The following is a 17,905-nucleotide window of genomic DNA, read 5'->3' as shown; positions in this document are numbered from 1 at the left end:
ATTCGGTGGTGGCGAACGGCCGATCAGCGGATCAGCCATTCGCCAAGTCGATTGGAATCAGGCAGCGATCTGTTCGCGGCCGGCTTCCTGTTCGCGTTCGTACATCTCGGCCAGCGCCCGCTTGTACTCGGTCGGGAAGACCTTGACGAAGCGGCGACGGGCGTTGTTCCAGTCGGCCAGCAGTTCCTTGGCACGCTCGGAGCCGGTGTAGCGGAAGTGCTTTTCCACCAGCGCCTTGAGCAGTTGCTCGTCGAGCACGCGCTCGCCGTTCACCTTGTGCCAGGTCGACGGGGTATGTGCCTTCTCCTGGTCAGCCGCCGACAGCACGGATTCCAGGGCGACCTGCGCCGTGTTGCAGCGCTTGTCGAACAGGCCGTCTTCGTCATAGACGTAGGCGACGCCACCCGACATGCCTGCCGCGAAGTTGCGGCCGGTGGCACCGAGCACGACAACCGTGCCGCCGGTCATGTATTCACAGCCGTGGTCGCCCGTGCCTTCCACCACCGTGGTGGCGCCGGAGTTGCGCACCGCGAAGCGCTCGCCGGCCACGCCGTTGAAGAACGCCTCACCAGCCAGCGCGCCGTACAGCACGGTGTTGCCGACGATGATGTTGTTGGTCGGCTCGCCACGGAATTCGTGCGGCGGGCGTACGATCACGCGGCCGCCCGACAGGCCCTTGCCCACGTAGTCGTTGCCGTCACCCACCAGGTCCAGCGTGATGCCATGCGCCAGGAACGCGCCGAACGACTGGCCGGCCGTGCCCTGCATCTGCACGTGGATCGAATCATCAGGCAGACCTTCGTGGCCATAACGCTTGGCGACTTCGCCCGAGAGCATCGCGCCGACCGTGCGGTTGACGTTGCGCACCGGCTGGATGAACGAAACACGCTCGCCTTTCTCCAGCGCAGCCTTGGACTTCTCGATGAGCTGGTGATCCAGTGCACGATCCAGACCGTGGTCTTGCACATCGACCTGGTAGCACGGCTCGCCTTCCTTCTTGGCCGGCTGGTAGAAGATGCGCGCGAAGTCCAGGCCGCGGGCCTTCCAGTGTTCGATGCCGGACTTCGTGTCGAGCAGATCTGCGCGGCCGATCAGTTCGTTGAACGTGCGGATGCCCAGTTGCGCCATGATTTCGCGCACTTCCTCGGCCACGAAGAAGAAGTAGTTCACCACGTGCTCGGGCTTGCCCGAGAACTTCTTGCGCAGCACCGGATCCTGCGTCGCCACACCCACCGGGCAGGTGTTCAGATGGCACTTGCGCATCATGATGCAGCCTTCGACCACCAGCGGTGCGGTCGCAAAGCCGAATTCGTCGGCGCCCAGCAGCGCGCCGATCACGACGTCACGGCCGGTCTTCATCTGGCCGTCAGCCTGCACGCGGATACGGTTGCGCAGGCCGTTGAGCATCAGCGTCTGCTGCGTCTCGGCCAGGCCCAGCTCCCACGGCGTGCCGGCATGCTTGATCGACGACCATGGCGAAGCGCCCGTACCGCCGTCATGGCCTGCGATCACCACGTGGTCTGCCTTGGCCTTGGCGACACCGGCCGCCACCGTGCCGACGCCCACTTCCGACACCAGCTTGACCGACACGTCCGAACGCGGGTTCACATTCTTCAGGTCATGGATGAGCTGTGCCAGATCTTCAATCGAATAGATGTCGTGGTGCGGCGGCGGCGAGATCAGGCCCACGCCCGGCACTGCATAACGCAGCTTGCCGATGTAATCCGTCACCTTGTGGCCGGGCAGTTGACCGCCCTCGCCGGGCTTGGCGCCCTGCGCCATCTTGATCTGGATCTGATCAGCTGAAGCCAGGTACTCGGCCGTCACGCCAAAGCGGCCCGAGGCTACCTGCTTGATTTTCGAGCGCAGGGAATCGCCCTCTTGCAGTTCCAGATCGCGCTCGACCACTTCGCGGCCGATCACATCCGACAGCTTGGTGCCCTGCTTGATGGGAATGCCGCGCAGTTCGTTGCGGTAACGGCGCTCGTCTTCACCGCCTTCGCCCGTGTTCGACTTGCCGCCGATGCGGTTCATCGCCACGGCCAGCGTGGTGTGCGCTTCCGTGCTGATCGAACCCAGCGACATGGCGCCGGTAGCAAAGCGCTTGACGATCTCCTTGGCCGGTTCGACTTCCTCCAGCGGAATCGCGCGTGCCGGATCCACCTTGAACTCGAACAGGCCGCGCAGCGTCATGTGGCGCTTGCTCTGGTCGTTGATCAGGTTCGCGTATTCCTTGTACGTCTGGTACGAATTCGCGCGCGTCGCGTGCTGCAGCTTGGCGATCGAATCCGGCGTCCACATGTGCTCTTCGCCGCGGACGCGGTAGGCGTATTCGCCGCCCGCGTCGAGCATGTTCGCCAGCACCGGTGCATCGCCAAAGGCATCGCGGTGCAGGCGCAGCGCCTCTTCAGCCACCTCGAAGATGCCGATGCCGCCCACGTTGGATGCGGTGCCCTGGAAGTACTTGTCGACCAGTTCGCGCGACAGGCCGATCGCTTCGAAGATCTGCGCGCCGGTGTACGACATGTACGTCGAGATGCCCATCTTGGACATCACCTTGTGCAGGCCCTTGCCGATCGCCTTGGTGAAGTTGTAGATGGCCTTCTCGGCGGTCAGGCCCAGGCCCGGCGCCAATTCGGCCAGCGTCTCCATCGCCAGATACGGGTGCACGGCTTCTGCGCCATAGCCGGCCAGCAGCGCGAAGTGGTGCACTTCGCGGGCCGAGCCCGTTTCGACGACCAGACCCGTGCTCGTGCGCAAGCCCTTGTCCACTAGGTGATGGTGGATGGCGGACGTGGCCAGCAGCGCCGGAATCGCGGCCTGCTTCTCGTCGACCGCGCGGTCCGAAACGATCAGGATGTTGTAGCCCGACTTGACCGCATCGACAGCCTCGGCGCACAGCGAAGCCAGGCGCGCTTCGATGCCTTCCTTGCCCCACGCCACCGGATAGCAGATGTCCAGCTCGTAAGCCATGAACTTGCCGCCGGTGTAGTGCTCGATGTTGCGGATCTTCGCCATGTCCTTGAAGTCCAGCACGGGCTGGCTCACTTCAAGGCGCATCGGCGGGTTGATGTTGTTCAGCTCAAGCAGGTTCGGCTTCGGCCCGATGAACGAGACGAGCGACATCACCACGTTTTCGCGGATCGGGTCGATCGGCGGGTTCGTGACCTGCGCGAACAGTTGCTTGAAGTAGTTGTAGAGCGTCTTGTTCTTCGAGGACAGCACGGCCAGCGGGCTGTCGTTGCCCATAGATCCGGCGGCTTCTTCGCCGTTGGCGGCCATCGGCGCCATCAGGAACTTGACGTCTTCCTGCGTGTAGGCGAAGGCCTGCTGGCGATCCAGCAGCTTGGCGGCCGGCTTGGTTTCGGCGGCCACGTCTTCGGGCTTCGCGTCCAGCTCGTCGAGCTTGATGCGCACGGCATCGATCCAGCTCTTGTACGGCTTGGCGTTGGCCAGGTTGTCCTTGAGTTCCTTGTCGTCGATGATGCGGCCCTGCTCCATGTCGATCAGGAACATCTTGCCCGGCTGCAGACGCCACTTCTTGACGATGCGCGACTCGGGGATCGGCAGCACGCCGGCCTCGGATGCCATCACGACCATGTCGTCGTCGGTGACGTAATAACGCGCCGGGCGCAGGCCGTTACGGTCGAGCGTCGCGCCGATCTGGCGACCATCGGTAAAGCAGATGGCTGCGGGGCCGTCCCACGGCTCCATCATTGCGGCGTGGTATTCGTAGAACGCGCGGCGGTTGTCGTCCATCAGCGTGTGCTGTTCCCACGCTTCCGGAATCATCATCATCATTGCCTGGGCCAGCGGGTAGCCGGCCATCGTCAGCAGTTCGAGGCAGTTGTCGAACGATGCGGTATCCGATTGACCCGGATAGATCAGCGGCCACAGCTTGGGCAGGTCATCGCCCAGCACCGGCGACGAGATGCCGCCCGTACGCGCGTTGATCCAGTTGACGTTGCCCTTGACGGTGTTGATTTCGCCGTTGTGCGCAACCATGCGGTACGGGTGCGCCAGCTCCCATGCGGGGAACGTGTTGGTCGAGAAACGCTGGTGCACCAGCGCCAGCGCCGACACCGTACGCGGGTCTGCCAAATCCTGGTAGTAGCGGCCGACCTGTTCGCACAGCAGCAGGCCCTTGTAGACGATCGTGCGCGCCGACATCGACGGCACGAAGTATTCCTTGCCATGCTTGAGCTTGAGCGCCTGGATGGCGTGGCTTGCGGTCTTGCGAATCACATACAGCTTCCGCTCCAGCGCATCGGTGGTCATGATGTCGCGACCGCGCCCGATGAAGATCTGGCGGATCACCGGCTCAGTCTTCTGCACCGTGGGCGACATCGGCATGGTCTTGTCGACCGACACATCGCGCCAGCCCAGCACGACCTGGCCTTCCAGGCGCACGGTGCGTTCCAACTCCTGTTCGCAGGCCAGGCGCGACGCGTGTTCTTTCGGCAGGAAGATCATGCCGACGCCGTATTCGCCCGCCGGCGGCAGGTTGATGCCCTGCTTGGCCATTTCTTCGCGGAAGAACTGGTCGGGAATCTGCAGCAGGATGCCCGCGCCATCACCCATCAGCGGGTCAGCGCCGACGGCGCCGCGATGGTCGAGGTTGTGCAGGATGCGCAAGCCTTGCTGGACGATCTCGTGGCTCTTCTTGCCCTTGATATGGGCGACGAAGCCGACGCCGCAAGCGTCGTGTTCATTGGTCGGGTCGTACAGACCCTGGGCCGACGGCGCCGACGGCGTGATGGGGAAGGAATGTTGTTCCACGGCGATCTTCCGATGTTGTGGGTACAGCGCGCCGTAGAAGGCCCTCGCGATGGTGCGGATGCGGTGGCAGACAGGCAATGGCGCGCCGCACCATGAATGCGGGGTGAAACGAATATAAAAGAGTGGCCCGTAACAGGCAAAAGTTTTTAAATGGGGTCGGAGTAAATTAATAAATGCACAGTCTCAGTGCGGGCTTATTAATAGGGACAGATCAAAGTCGTCCGAATCGATGCCTCGCACATCACGGCGCCGCCATCCCGCTATTCGGAGCGCGCGCTGTCCTCCGTTCCCACTTCAGCGGGTTGGCGAGGGGGGCGCCCCTTGGGCAATGGCGCAACGCGACGGCCTCCGGTGCGCGCAAGTGTCGCGAGAAACGCCTCGTTGCCGAGCGGCCAGCCGCTGTGCACATGCTGGCGAATCTGCGCGAGCTGGTCGGAGCCCAAACCTTCGTGCCACAACGTTCGGTAGCGCGACTGGCGCTCGAAAGGCGTGTTACCAAGACGCCAATAGCAATAGTGATCACTCACCCACGGGATGGATTGGATGCCCACATGATGACGATATGTGCTCCAACGGTCGTCTTCTGGCGTGCTGACGAGGCCAGCGCGTACGGTGTTGGATTCCACATACAACAGGATCGGCAGCACCCATTCAGCCGGGTCCAGTACGGTCGAGCGGAAACGCCCTTCCCACAGCGTTCCGCTGCGATCAGCCGCTGCGTTGAAGTACCGCGTATAGCGCCGCCCGACGGCCTGCAGCGTGCGCGAAAGGCTCTCCGCCACCTTGGGCGTTCCGACCAGATGGACGTGATTCGGCATCAGCGAGAAACCATGGATGGCGAAGTCATGCTCACGGGCAGCCATGCGCAACGTGTCGAGGTAGAACGCGTAGTCGTCGTCGCCGCGAAAGACGGTCTGGCGATTGTTGCCGCGCTGCAACACATGCACAGGGACATCGGTGGGACTGAGGCGGGGCAGGCGGGCCATGGAAAATGCGGGGCGGCAAAAAGCGCCATCGTAGCCTGAAGCCCGAGAACCTGTCCCCAATTTTTGACAGGCAAACGCTTGCATGCCCACTGCCGTCGCGATGCGACGGCAGAGTTTGCGTGCCGTCAAATCGGTGGCCCTACGCGTGATGGACGACGGGGGAACTTGATCCCAAGCAAATCGGCCAAGCGACTTCCCCGCGAGACTGGCTCCCATCACATCACGAGACGACACGAGAGGGAGCGATTGATGGCTTTTCACCGCGTAGCCGTTGTAGCTGTAGCCGCCGGAATGCTTGCCGCCGGTTTCAGCCAGGCCGCCTTTGCGCAGAGCACGGATTTGCCGCCGACCTCCGGTAATTGGATGGTGCGTCTGCGCGCCGTCAACCTGACAGCCGCCAACAAATCCGACCCGGTGCCAGCACTGGCCATTCCGGCTGACGCCATTCAGATCAACAACAAGGTCCTGCCCGAACTGGACATCTCGTATTTCTTTACGCCGCATCTGGCCGCCGAGCTGATCCTGACTTACCCGCAACAACAGGACGTCACGGTCATGCGAAGCGCACTGGGCGGCCCGACCAAGATCGGCAGTTTCCGCCACTTGCCGCCCATCCTGACGATGCAGTATCACTTCACGCCCGAGTCGCGCTTCAAGCCGTACGTGGGCGCAGGCGTCAACTACACGCGTATCTCGAATGTCGATCTCCAGGTGCCCGGCGTTGGTTCGCTGGACCTCAGCAAGAACAGCTTCGGCCCCGCGCTGCAGGTCGGCTTCGACTATCGCCTGACCGAACGCCTCTACTTCAACGTCGACCTGAAGAAGACCTGGATCAGCGCCGACGTGAAGATGGGCGGCCAGACCATCAGCAAGGTCAAGGTTGACCCGTGGCTGCTGGGCGTCGGCCTGGGCTATCGCTTTTAAGGGAGGACGATCAGCGAACTGACACTGTCCTGATCGACTTTTACCGACGTGCCGCAGGGGCCGTCGACGGCGGGGGCGCTCGTCGGCGGTGGTTGGCGCGTTCGGCCCGGCATGCGTTGGGGCGGCCGGGCATTTTTTTTGGGCGCTTGGTTTAGATCAGCTGCCAGATGGTTTGGGAGCCAGGCGAGCGAGTAGCGGCCCGAACAGCGCCGCCGTCGCTCAAACCGCATCCACCGCAAAGATGCGGCGATGCTCCTTGATGGCGTAACGATCCGTCATGCCGGCGATGTAATGCGCAATCCAGCGCGGCTGCTCGTCGGGGTTGGATTTCGCCTGGTACTGCGGTGGCAGCAAGCGCGGGTCGTCCATGAACACGCGGAACAGATCGTCGATGATGCGGCGCGCTTTGGCGGACATGCGCATCACAAGATAGTGCCGATACAGGTTATCGAACAGGAAGCGCTTGAGCACGCGCGCCTCTTCATGCATCGGCTCAGAGAACGCGACGAGCGCTGGCGCGGCACGCACATCGTCGATACATTGCGGCGCAAATTCAGCAATGCCGGCACGCGTGGTGCCGATCAGATCGACGATCAGCGCGTTGATGATGCGACGAATGGTTTCGTTGATGAGCCGCCGGCCACTGACGGCCGGGAACGCCGCCTCGGCTTCGCGCCGATGGATGGCCCACAGCGGCACGTCTTCGAGTTGCTCCAACGTGATCAGGCCGGAACGCAGGCCATCGTCGATATCGTGGTTGTTGTACGCGACCTCATCGGCGAGATTGGCAAGCTGCGCTTCCAGCGACGGCTGTTGCCCTTCGAGAAAACGGCGGCCCAAGTCACCGAGCGTGGCCGCGTTGTTGCGCGAGCAATGTTTGAGAATACCCTCGCGCGTTTCGAACGTCAGGTTCAGTCCATCGAAACCGCCGTAGCGCTCTTCCAGCCGATCGACCACCAGCAGGCTCTGGAGATTGTGTTCGAAGCCCCCGTATGGCTTCATGCAATCGTTGAGTGCGTCCTGCCCCGCATGACCGAACGGCGTGTGGCCCAGATCGTGCGCCAGCGAGACCGCTTCGACCAAGTCTTCGTTCAGGCGCAGGCTGCGCGCAATCGAACGGGCAATCTGCGCGACCTCGAGGCTGTGCGTGAGCCGGGTCCGGAACAGGTCGCCCTCGTGGTTCACAAAGACCTGCGTCTTGTATTCGAGCCGACGGAAAGCGGTGCTGTGGATGATGCGATCACGGTCACGCTGGAACTCGGTGCGCGATGTGGATGGCGGCTCGGCGTGTACGCGGCCGCGCGTCTGCGCCGAATGCGCGGCGTAGGGAGCGAGAGGGCCTTCGAGATCGAACGGCGCGGACGGCAAATCAAATCGGTCGTTCATCGGGCCCTCTCGTCTCGCATCAGGCGACGGGTGCTTCGGTCGGTGGTCGCAGCACGGCGTGCAGCAAGGTGGCGCGCAGGTCGGCATCGGGCACCGTGGTCACGAACGCCTGGCCCAGCTTGCGCAGCAGCACGAATTTGATCTCGCCAGCCTCAGCTTTCTTGTCGACGCGCATCAGCTCGATGAACCGATCCACGCCCAGGGCCGGCGCCACCGTCGGCAGGTCAGCCGCACGCGTGAGCGCAGTAATGCGGTTGCGCGTGTCGATGTCGATAAAACCAAGGCGATGCGAGAGGTCCGCCGCCATCACCATGCCGCAGCCGACGGCCTCGCCGTGCAGCCATTCGCCGTAGCCCAGGCCGGCCTCGATGGCGTGGCCAAAGGTGTGACCGAAATTGAGGGTGGCACGCAGACCGGTTTCCCGCTCGTCCTGCGCCACGACAGCCGCCTTGATGCGCACCGAGCCGCGCACGGCTTCGGTCATCAGGTCGGTATCGCAATCGTTGAGACCCCTGATGTTCTGTTCGATCCAGGCGAAGTAATCGGCATCGGCAATTGCGCCGTGCTTGATGACCTCGGCCATGCCCGCAGCCAGTTCACGCGCGGGCAAGGTGCGCAGCGTGTCGATATCGGCCAGGACCGCTTGCGGCTGGTGGAACGCGCCGATCATGTTCTTGCCCAGCGGGTGGTTGATGCCCGTCTTGCCGCCCACCGAAGAATCGACCTGCGACAGCAACGTCGTCGGCACCTGGATGAACGGCACGCCGCGCATATAGCAGGCAGCGGCAAAGCCGGTCATGTCGCCGATTACGCCGCCGCCCAGGGCGATCAGCGTGGTCTTGCGGTCCGCACCTGCCGTCAATAGCGCATCAAAGATGCGGTTGAGCGTGTCCCACTTCTTGAACGATTCGCCATCGGGCAGCACGACCGTGTCGACCGCCTTGCCGAGCGAACGAATCGCTTCTTCGACCTTGGCTGCATACAGCGGCGCAACAGTCTCGTTGGTGACGATCACGGCACGCGCGCCGCGAATGTGGGGGGCGAACAACTCGGCCTTGGACAGCAGCCCCGAGCCAATGTGGATCGGATAGGCGCGATCGCCAAGGTCAACATCAACGGTAATCATGACTGAGGAGAGACTTGCGAGGAGGTGGAGGCGCCTGCGGGCGGTACGACAATGCCAGCCACCTCGAGTTGCATCAGCACCATATTAACAAGCTGGGCGACGGTGGGCTTTCCGGTTTCGATGACGAAGTGCGCCACGTCACGATATAGGGGATCACGAACCGCATGCAGTTCTTCCAGCTTGGCACGCGGGTTTTCGGTCTGCAGCAGCGGCCGGTTCTTGTCGTGACGCGTGCGCAGATACAGGTCATGCGGATTGGCGCGCAGGTAGATCACAGTGCCGCGTTCACGCAGGAACGCGCGGTTCTCCGCCCGCAGCACGGCTCCGCCGCCGGTGGCGACGACCACGCCATCGCGCGAGGTGAGTTCGTCGATCATGTGGGTTTCGCGGTCGCGGAAGCCCACTTCGCCCTCGTGCTCGAAGATGATTGGCACGCGCACGCCGCAGCGGGCTTCGATCTCATGGTCGGAGTCGAAGAACGGCAGATCGAGCCGACGCGCCACCGCCCGGCCGACCGTGGTCTTGCCCGCGCCCATCAAGCCGACGAAAAATACGTTCGAAACAGACAAAATCGCGTGAAATCAGGAATTTGAGCTTGATTGTAGTGGCATTTGGTCACCATCCTGCACAAACCGGGCGGCAGGACACAAAAAAGCCCGGCGCTCCATTCAGGAGGCCGGGCTTTCCAATCGCGATACCGCCGCCGATTACTTCAGCGACAGTTGATCGGACAGCACACGCGGCGTCAGGAAGACCAGCAGCTCCGTGCGGTTGTTGATCTTGCTCGTGCTCTTGAACAGATTGCCGAGCACAGGAATGTCGCCTAGCAACGGCACCTTGTTGATGTCGGTCCGCTCGTTCTGCGTGTAGATACCGCCGATCACGACCGTGCCGCCGTTCTCGACCAGCACCTGCGTCTGCACGTGCTTGGTGTCGATGGCGAAGCCGTTGGTGGTCTGGATACCCACGCTGTCCTTGTTGACGTCGACATCCAGGAAGATGTTGCCGTCCGGCGTGATCTTCGGCGTCACTTCCAGCTTCAGGTTGGCCTTCTTGAACGACACCGAAGTCGCACCGGAAGACGTCGCCTGCTGGTACGGAATCTCAGTACCTTGCTCGATCAGCGCCTTGATGTTGTCGGCAGTGACCACGCGCGGGCTGGAGACGATCTTGCCGCGGCCATCAGCTTCCAGCGCAGACAACTCGAGCGCCAGGAAGCGGCCGGCACCGGCGTTGAACAGGCTCACGGCCACGCTGGCCGCGTTCACACCATTGATGCCGTTGGCGGGGAAGCTGATCGCCGGGCTGTTGTCCCACGTGGCGCCCTGCGTAATCGGCGACACCACGTTGGTGTAGGTATTGCCGTAACCAGCGCCATTCGTCTTCGACGCGAAGCCCAGCTTCGCACCCAAGTTGCGGCTGAACGTGTCGTCCGCCTCAACGATGCGCGCTTCGATCATCACCTGGCGAACCGGGATGTCGATCTTCAAGAGGAAGGCCTGCACCTCTTCAAGCTTGCTCGGGATGTCGGAGACGAACAGTTGATTCGTACGCGTATCCGCCGTGAGCGAGCCGCGCTTGGACAGGATCCGGGAAGTCGCGGCACCGCCAGCGACACCGCCTGCCCCACCCGCGGCGCCGGCACCCAGCAGCATGTTGCGCACATCCCCAGCGCTTTGGTAGTTCAGGCGGAACACCTGGCTGCGCAGTGGCTCCAGCTCGGTCACTTGCTGCTGCGACTCAAGCTCGGCCTTTTCCTTCGTGGCCAGCTCACCGCGCGGGGCAACCCACAGGACGTTGCCGTTGCGACGCGATGCCAGCCCCTTCGAATCGAGCACGATCTGCAGTGCCTGATCCCAGGGCACATCTTTCAGGCGCAGCGAAAGGGTGCCCGTCACGCTATCGCTGGTCACGATGTTGAGGTTCGTGAAGTCAGCGAAGACTTGCAGCAAAGAACGCACATCGATGTTCTGGAAGTTCAGCGACAGGCGCTCACCGCGGTAGCCGGGGCCGGAAATCAGCTTGTTCGGGTCTTCCTTGGTCGGACGCACCTCCACCACGAACTGCGTGTCGGTCTGGTACGAGCTGTATTGCCAGTTACCGCGCGGCTCGATGATCAGGCGTGCGCCTGTGCCGTTGTCGGTGGCACGCATGGCCTGCACCGGCGTGCCGAAATCGCTCACGTCATAGCGACGGCGCAGCGACTGTGGCAGCGTCGCACCGACGAAGTCCACGACGAGGTTCTGGCCTTGCTGGGCGATGTTGATCGCCGAGTTGGCAGTCGACAGGTCGACCACCACGCGGCCGGCGAGATCCTCGCCGCGGCGGAAATCAACATTGCGCACCGCAGGGCGCTCGGCGCCCGCGACGGGGGCCGGGGCCGAGAATGTCGGCGCCGCGACAGCCGCCGCCACTGGCGCAGCTTCCAGCGTCAGTACGTACTGGTTGCCACGCACCTCCGACTTGTACTGCGTCTGGCGCGATAGATCGAGCACGACGCGGGTACGGTCGCCGATCTGCACGACGTTCGCCGAACGCAGCAGCTTGCCGCCGTACTGGTAATTGGCGCGGCCTTGCGCGAAGGTCGCCCCGAAGAAGTCGATGGCGATACGCGCAGGCTGCTGCGTGCTGAACTCCACCGGCTTCTGGGTCGGCGCGCTCTTGAGCGTGACCGTCACCACGGTGGATTCACCGGCCGTGGCCTGCTCTACCTTTTCAATCGTGTTGCCGGAGACGGCCGCCGCAGGCGCTGCCTGCTGAGCGACCGCCTGACCGGCCACCATGAACAGGCACAGCGAAAGCCATGCCACCGCGCCCCCCCGGGCCACTCGGGTTGCCTGCGACAGGCCGCCCTTCACAAGACGCATCGTCATTGCGCGCTCTCCTGAACTTTCAGGGTCGTCATTTTTTCTTTCCATTCGGTCGTGCCTTCGCGCACCAGCTCACGCAGGGTGAGTTCCTGGTCTCCGATGCGGACGATGCGACCATAGTTTTGTCCGATGTACTGCCCCACATGCACATGCTGCGTCTTGTCCCCGACAGACACGACGGCTTCCGTCTCGCCATTGCGCTTCATCGTCCCGACCAGCTTGAAGGCTTCCAGCGGATAGTCTTCCAGCGGCTCGCGACGGCGATTCGGTTCCGGCGATTCGTTCTGCGCGCGCGAAAGTTCTGCCACCTTCTGCACACTGAACGGATCAGTCTGCTTGGTGGTCGTGTACTCGCGCGGCGCATAAGGCTTGGGCTCGGGCAGCGGCGGCACGGTCGTACTGACGCTCTGGCGCGCTTGCTGCATCCATTGCTGCAATTCATCGTCTTCGCTCGCGCCGCAGGCCGTCAGCACGACGGCCAGGCACAGCGGCGACAGACGCAGAAGATGCGACATGCGGCGACGGCTCATGGTGCGGCCCCTCATTTGGCGCCTCCCTTGGCGGCGGCGTTCGCCTTGCGCTGCGCGGCCTGCTCCTCGGCGTCGAGCGCCCGATAGGCTTCAGCACGCGTTTCCATCACCATGCCGCCATCCTTGGTGCCCGTCAGCGAAATGTTCTGCAGCGTGACGATGCGTGAGAGCGCCGCCACGTCGGCAGCGAACAGCGCCATGTCGTGATAGCGGCCATTCACCTTCACCGCCACCGGGATCTCGGCGTAGTAAGGCTTGATCACCGCGCCGGACGGACGGAACAGGTCGAAGGTCAGGCCACGCGCAATACCGGCATGGTTGACGTCGGCCAGCAGCGCATCCATCTCGGTCTTGTTGGGCAGTTGCAGTTCAAGCTTGGCGACACGCTGCTCCACCTCAGCCTTCTGCTTGCGCAGCGCTTCGAGGTTCACGACCTGCGCAAGCTTGCTCTGGTATGCCGACTTGAGGTTGCCCTGCTCGGTGCGCTTGGCGTCGCGCTCGTCAAACTTGCCGCTCCAGTAGAACTGCCAACCCAGGCCGATCACCAGCACGGCGGAGAGAATCATGAACAGGATGCGCGGCGCGATCGGCCACGTTTCCGGCTCATTCAGGTTCAGGCCACGGAACTGGCTGACCAGGTCTTCCAGCGAAATTTCGGTCGAGAGCGCCATGGTTATTTCCCCGCCGTGGCCGCACCCGGCTTGGCCGGCGCTGCCGGCTCGGCCTTCCATTGGAAGCGGATCGTGAAGTTGAACAGGCGGCGCTGTTCCTTCAGGTTGTTCGTCATGGTGGTGGCCACCGATTCACCCAGCTCGGCATGATCGAGCCAGGGCACCGCACCCAGGTTGCGCAGCAGGTCCGACACGCGCTCGTTGGACTGCGCCACCCCCGAGACGGTGTAACGGTCGCCATCCTGTTTGAGCGAGGTGAGATAGATGCCGTCCGGCACCTGGCGCACCAGTTCTTCGAGCAACTGCACCGGGCGGTTGCGCTGGTTCTGCAGGCTTTCCACCGCTTGCTGACGCTGCAGCAGGTCGTCGATGTCCTTCTTGAGGGTGTTGACCTCGGTGATCTGCTTGTCCATCTCCGCGTTCTTCTGCGTGAGGATGTCGTTGATGCGTTGCGCCTCTTCGGTCTGGTGATCGATCACCATGCCGCCCAGGAACACCACCACCGCGCCCGCAACGGCCGCGCCGCCCAGGCTCATGAAGACTTTCTTGCGCTTGCCGGCGCGTCGCTCTGCGTGATACGGCAGCAGGTTGACGTTCGGGAGCGCATTCACGGCATTCGCGCTTTCATTGGCCATCGTCAGCTCCTTATTGCAGCCCGCGCAGGGCAAGGCCCGCGCTGACGATGTAGGCCGGCAGATCGCGCTGCAGATAGCGCGCGTTGACGTTCTTGGCCGCGCCCATGTTGGCGAACGGGTTGGCCAGCGTCGTATTGATCTGCGTCTGCTGCTGGATGGCGGTCTGCACGCCCAGCAACGATGCGTGACCGCCCGAGAGCACGATCTCGTCCACGCGGCCGACGCTCGACGTCGACAGGAAATTCTGAATCGCCTGGCCGACCTCCATGGCCAGCGTCTCGAGCGAAGGCTTGAGCAGCTGGCTGCGGTATTCGTCGGGCAGCGTGTTCTTGCGCTTCTTTACCTCGGCCTTGAGCAGGTCGAGGGAAAACAGGCGCGAGATGCTTTGCGTGAGCTGGTCGCCCGAGCCGGACATCGGCTGCTCGTACAGCTCCTTCCAGCCTTGGTAGAACAGTGCGTGCGAGCGCGCACCACCCAAGTGGAACATCGCCACGACGGGCATGTCGCGCGTTTCAATTTCGCTGGCGTCCGGCTTGACCGCCAGCATGTGCGTCATGGCCCGCTGGATGGCGTTCTCTTCCACGTCCATGACGATCGCTTTCAGACCGGCCATCTCGGCGGCGGTCACGCGCTCGGTCACGCGCTCGGAAACCGTTGCCGTCACGCGCACGCCGATCCCGCCTTCGGTTTCGGACGGGCCGATCACGACATAGTCGAAATTGACGTTCTGCGAGGGCGGAAACAGCCGGTTGGCTTCGCTCTCGACCTGCACGAAGAGCTCGTCTTCGGTCAGGTTGTCGGGCAGGCTGACGGTTTGCGATTCCGTCAGGCTTGCAGGAATGGCAAGCACGGCTTCCTTACCGCGAATGCCAGCCTTGGCGATGGCGCGCTTGAGCGCATTGCCCACCGCATCGATATTCACCAGATTGCCGTCAGCGACGGCACTGCGTTCAATCAGCTCGCTGGCGCACTTTTCGAGACGGAAATCCCCCTGCTTGCCGTTGGCGGACAACTCCACCACCTTGACGCTGGAAGACCCGATATCTATCCCGACGATATTGCGGCGCAGCAGGCCGGACAACAAACCCCGTCGCACAGAGACACCCCACCGTTTATAGTTTTTTGAACCCTGGCGCCCGTCGCAAATCCAACGTGCGCCATAGCCTGCTTAGATTTGCTGCTGGATTCTCACAAAATCCTTTAGAACAGGCAAACGCTCCAGCAGACCGCGACGCATTTCGCGCCATGCCCTTCCGAAAGCGTTGTCAAAACCCCACGGTCGGGGGATACCCCTTTCGTCTGACTTGATTTCCGCTCCGCCTACTTCTAACGGCGGATTCGTAGCCGCCTTGAATCGCGGGACTCCGGATGCACAATCAGCGCGCCAACCGAGCATGACGCAGCGCACAAGTGCAGTCTGGTTAGCAGACGTGACACTCGTTACGTGCTGTTACGTCCGATGCGGCCGGACTGCGGAAGCCCCAACGATATAATCGCCGCCACGCTGACTGACACCCCCGGTGCCCACCCGTAATGGCTACTGCCCAAACCACCCCAGCTTCGCCCAAGCCGCCCAAAGCCCGCCGCCCGCTGTGGGCGCGACTGCTTCTCTGGATGCTCGGCCTGTTCGTTGCCATGGGGGTCGTCGGGGCGCTGCTGCTGGGCTATGCCCTGCTCGTCGCCGCGCCCAACCTGCCGTCGCTCGACGCCATCACCGATTACCGCCCGAAGATTCCGCTGCGCGTGTACACCGCCGACAACGTCCTCATCGGCGAATTCGGTGAAGAGCGCCGCAGCTTCGTGCCGATCGCGCAGATGCCCGACGTGATGAAGCGCGCGGTGCTGGCCATCGAGGATGACCGTTTCTACGAGCACGGCGGCGTCGACTTCATCGGCGTGCTGCGCGCGGGGCTGGCGAATCTGCACGGCGGCCTGTCGCAAGGCGCGTCGACCATCACGATGCAGGTGGCACGCAACTTCTTCCTGTCGAGCGAGAAGACATACACGCGCAAGATCTACGAGATACTGCTTTCGTACAAGATCGAGGCGAGCCTCACAAAGGATCAGATCCTTGAGCTGTACATGAACCAGATCTACCTGGGCCAGCGTGCATACGGCTTTGCCAGCGCCGAGCAGATCTACTTCGGCAAGAACATCAAGGACATCACCCTGGCCGAAGCAGCCATGCTGGCGGGCCTGCCCAAGGCGCCATCGGCGTACAACCCCGTGGTGAACCCGAAGCGCGCCAAGGTGCGTCAGGAGTACATCCTGCAACGCATGCGTGACCTGCACTACATCACCCCGGAACAGTACACCCAGGCCGTCAACGAGCAACTGCCGGTGCGCGGCGAAGGCCATGAATTCGACGTGCACGCCGAATACGTCGCCGAAATGGTGCGCCAACTCATGTATGCGCAATACCGCGAGGAAACCTATACGCGCGGCCTGAACGTCTACACGACGCTGCGCAAGGCCGATCAGGACGTTGCGTATCAATCCGTGCGTCGCGGCATTCTCGATTACGAGCGCCGTCACGGTTATCGCGGCCCTGAAGCGTTCATCGACCTGCCCTCCGATGCGGAAGAGCGCGAACAGGCCATCGACGACGCCTTGCTCGAGCACCCGAACAGCGACGATCTGCAATCGGCCGTGGTGGTGAGCGTGTCACCCAAGCTGGTGCGCGCGACGATGCTGACCGGTGAGACGATCGACCTGGCCGGCGACGGCCTGCGCTTTGCACAGGCGGCCCTGTCGAACAATGCACAGCCCAAGATCAAGCTGCGCCCAGGTGCGGTGATCCGCGTGATCGAGGACACGAAGACGCAGAAGTGGTCCATCACGCAGTTGCCGGAAGTGGCGTCGGGCTTCATCTCGCTGGACCCGCAGACGGGCGCGATCTACTCCATGGTTGGCGGCTTTGATTTCAATCGCAGCAAGTTCAACCACGTCACGCAGGCGTGGCGCCAGCCGGGTTCGAGCTTCAAGCCGTTCATCTACTCGGCGGCGGTGGACAAGGGTTTCTCGCCGTCTACGGTCATCAACGACGCGCCGCTCTCGATCCCGACCGGCGATACCGGCGGGCAGGTGTGGGAGCCGAAGAACTACGGCGGCGGCTATGACGGCCCGATGACGATGCGCCGCGCGCTGCAAAAGTCGAAGAACCTGGTGTCGGTGCGGATCCTGCGCGCGATTGGTACGCAGTACGCGCAGCAGTACATCACCCGCTTCGGCTTCGACGCCGATCGGCACCCGGCCTATCTGCCGATGGCGCTGGGCGCAGGCTCGGTGACGATGCTGCAGATGGCGAGCGGCTACTCGGTGTTCGCCAACGGCGGCTACCGCGTGAACCCGTACATCATCGATCGCGTGGTGGATGCGCGCGGCACGGTCGTGCAGCAAAGCCATCCGATGACCGCCGGCAAGGACGCCGTGCGCGTGATCGATCCGCGCAACGATTTCATCATGGATTCACTGCTGCGCAGCGTGGTGTCGAACGGCACGGGCTACCAGGCCAAGGTCAAGCTGGGCCGCAACGACATGGCTGGCAAGACCGGCACCACCAACGACTCGTTCGACGCCTGGTTTTGCGGCTACACGCCCAAGCTGGTCGGCGTGGCCTGGATGGGCTACGACAACCCGCGCAGCCTGGGGGATCGCGAAACCGGTGGCGGCCTGGCCCTGCCGATCTGGATCAACTACATGAGCTACGCGCTCAAGGGCGAACCCCAGACCGAGCGCCAGCCGCCCGAAGGCGTCGTGCAGATGGCCGGCGACTGGGCTTACGAGGAATACGCCAACGGCCAGGGCGTGGCCTCGGTTGGCCTGGGCGATGCGATGCCGGGAGGCTCCGCACCGGCCGGCGATCAATCGCAACAGCCGGGCATCAACCTGGCGCCGACGCAGGAGCAGGAGAAGCAGAAGATTCTCGACATGTTCCGCGGCAACTGAACGTCGCGCCCACGAAAAAGCCGCCCTTCGAGGCGGCTTTTCTTTTTGTC

The 17,905-nt window shown here is 63.1% G+C and carries 12 protein-coding genes; 2 read left to right on the top strand and 10 right to left on the bottom strand.

The genetic code is table 11. The annotated features are described in order from the left end of the window. Window positions 1-57 precede the first annotated feature (57 nt). Window positions 58-4,779 (bottom strand): glutamate synthase-related protein, encoded by a 4,722-nt coding sequence (locus ACUXH0_RS21670; protein WP_024542180.1) that lies wholly within the window; start codon window positions 4,777-4,779, stop codon window positions 58-60. Window positions 4,780-5,039: 260 nt separating this feature from the next. Continuing rightward, complete coding sequence (locus ACUXH0_RS21665) at window positions 5,040-5,765, bottom strand: transposase (protein ID WP_182594622.1); 726 nt, start codon at window positions 5,763-5,765, stop codon at window positions 5,040-5,042. 249 nt (window positions 5,766-6,014) lie between these two features. Between ACUXH0_RS21665 and ACUXH0_RS21660 the strand changes: the two genes are divergently transcribed. Then, window positions 6,015-6,689, top strand: coding sequence for an OmpW/AlkL family protein (locus tag ACUXH0_RS21660; protein ID WP_012436567.1), 675 nt, complete (start codon window positions 6,015-6,017; stop codon window positions 6,687-6,689). Window positions 6,690-6,908: 219 nt separating this feature from the next. Here the strand turns inward: ACUXH0_RS21660 and ACUXH0_RS21655 are convergent, their stop codons facing one another. The 8 genes from ACUXH0_RS21655 to pilM form a co-directional block, all read right to left on the bottom strand. Beyond that, window positions 6,909-8,075 (bottom strand): deoxyguanosinetriphosphate triphosphohydrolase, encoded by a 1,167-nt coding sequence (locus ACUXH0_RS21655; RefSeq protein WP_012436568.1) that lies wholly within the window; start codon window positions 8,073-8,075, stop codon window positions 6,909-6,911. Window positions 8,076-8,094: 19 nt separating this feature from the next. Beyond that, on the bottom strand, window positions 8,095-9,201 hold the full coding sequence (gene aroB, locus ACUXH0_RS21650; RefSeq protein ID WP_004634560.1) for a 3-dehydroquinate synthase: 1,107 nt from the start codon (window positions 9,199-9,201) through the stop codon (window positions 8,095-8,097). After that, on the bottom strand, window positions 9,198-9,770 hold the full coding sequence (locus ACUXH0_RS21645) for a shikimate kinase (protein WP_027693053.1): 573 nt from the start codon (window positions 9,768-9,770) through the stop codon (window positions 9,198-9,200). Before ACUXH0_RS21645 ends, aroB begins: the two co-directional genes overlap by 4 nt. Window positions 9,771-9,908: 138 nt before the next feature. Then, the gene (gene pilQ, locus ACUXH0_RS21640) at window positions 9,909-12,068 is read right to left on the bottom strand and encodes a temperature dependent type IV pilus secretin PilQ (RefSeq protein WP_280818566.1); all 2,160 of its coding nucleotides are present in this window, start codon (window positions 12,066-12,068) and stop codon (window positions 9,909-9,911) included. A gap of 2 nt (window positions 12,069-12,070) precedes the next feature. Next, complete coding sequence (locus ACUXH0_RS21635) at window positions 12,071-12,616, bottom strand: pilus assembly protein PilP (RefSeq protein ID WP_012436570.1); 546 nt, start codon at window positions 12,614-12,616, stop codon at window positions 12,071-12,073. Next, entirely contained in the window at window positions 12,613-13,272 is a 660-nt protein-coding gene (locus ACUXH0_RS21630) for a type IV pilus inner membrane component PilO (protein WP_012436571.1), read from the bottom strand. The genes ACUXH0_RS21635 and ACUXH0_RS21630 overlap by 4 nt, the downstream gene beginning before the upstream one ends. Window positions 13,273-13,274: 2 nt before the next feature. After that, a complete protein-coding gene (locus tag ACUXH0_RS21625) occupies window positions 13,275-13,907 on the bottom strand; it encodes a PilN domain-containing protein (RefSeq protein WP_004634550.1) in 633 nt (210 codons plus the stop codon). A 10-nt stretch (window positions 13,908-13,917) separates the two neighbouring features. Beyond that, window positions 13,918-14,988, bottom strand: a complete 1,071-nt coding sequence (gene pilM, locus ACUXH0_RS21620) for a type IV pilus biogenesis protein PilM (protein WP_024542181.1) — start codon at window positions 14,986-14,988, stop codon at window positions 13,918-13,920. A 452-nt stretch (window positions 14,989-15,440) separates the two neighbouring features. Here pilM and ACUXH0_RS21615 point away from each other — a divergent pair, with 452 nt between their 5' ends. After that, window positions 15,441-17,855 carry a penicillin-binding protein 1A gene (locus ACUXH0_RS21615; protein ID WP_024542182.1) on the top strand — a complete coding sequence of 805 codons (2,415 nt, stop codon included), beginning with the start codon at window positions 15,441-15,443 and terminating at the stop codon, window positions 17,853-17,855. The last annotated feature ends 50 nt before the right edge of the window (window positions 17,856-17,905 follow it).

It is taken from the genome of Ralstonia sp. 110700041-2 (assembly GCF_056280165.1).
The sequence above is the reverse complement of the archived record's forward strand: the minus strand, read 5'-3'. Positions and strand labels throughout refer to the sequence as shown.

Coding starts and splice junctions, on each gene's coding strand:
- ACUXH0_RS21665 (WP_182594622.1), bottom strand. CDS start 5,765: ATGGCCCGCCTGCCCCGCCTCAGTCCCACCGATGTCCCTGTGCATGTG.
- ACUXH0_RS21660 (WP_012436567.1), top strand. CDS start 6,015: ATGGCTTTTCACCGCGTAGCCGTTGTAGCTGTAGCCGCCGGAATGCTT.
- ACUXH0_RS21655 (WP_012436568.1), bottom strand. CDS start 8,075: ATGAACGACCGATTTGATTTGCCGTCCGCGCCGTTCGATCTCGAAGGC.
- aroB (WP_004634560.1), bottom strand. CDS start 9,201: ATGATTACCGTTGATGTTGACCTTGGCGATCGCGCCTATCCGATCCAC.
- pilQ (WP_280818566.1), bottom strand. CDS start 12,068: ATGCGTCTTGTGAAGGGCGGCCTGTCGCAGGCAACCCGAGTGGCCCGG.
- ACUXH0_RS21635 (WP_012436570.1), bottom strand. CDS start 12,616: ATGAGGGGCCGCACCATGAGCCGTCGCCGCATGTCGCATCTTCTGCGT.
- ACUXH0_RS21630 (WP_012436571.1), bottom strand. CDS start 13,272: ATGGCGCTCTCGACCGAAATTTCGCTGGAAGACCTGGTCAGCCAGTTC.
- ACUXH0_RS21625 (WP_004634550.1), bottom strand. CDS start 13,907: ATGGCCAATGAAAGCGCGAATGCCGTGAATGCGCTCCCGAACGTCAAC.
- ACUXH0_RS21615 (WP_024542182.1), top strand. CDS start 15,441: ATGGCTACTGCCCAAACCACCCCAGCTTCGCCCAAGCCGCCCAAAGCC.